Below are 333 nucleotides of genomic sequence, written 5' to 3'. Positions count from 1 at the left end.
CGTTCGCGCACGATCGCTAGGGCATAATCCCGCACACCGTCGCAAATCCGATTGTTCGATGGCCGACCGATCGCCTTGTGCCGGATCGATGCTGCACCATCCCTCCGGATCCGCTCCAGCAAGCGGCGGACCTGGCGCGTGCTTAAGCCCAGGACATGCGCTGCCGAAACCAGCGTCATGCGTCCGGCGATCACTTTCGACAAAACCTCAATGCGCTGCAGGTCACGCTCGCTCATCGCAATCAATCCCATCCGCAATCTCCCACGCCGTCAAACGCCGGGAGAGTGACATTCTTACTTTGCAGAAACAGGACACTTTAACTTTGCGGCTACA

The 333-nt window shown here is 58.6% G+C and carries 1 protein-coding gene; it reads right to left on the bottom strand.

Translation table 11 applies throughout. The annotated features are described in order from the left end of the window. A partial coding sequence (locus AC6CIG_RS29780; RefSeq protein WP_498324396.1) for a helix-turn-helix domain-containing protein occupies nucleotides 1-251 on the bottom strand: 251 nt, incomplete at its 3' end. Nucleotides 252-333: the final 82 nt, after the last annotated feature.

Source organism: Sinorhizobium sp. GQ132, assembly GCF_059758575.1.
Note: the sequence above shows the minus strand (reverse complement) of the source record. Positions and strands in the feature narration are given on the sequence as shown.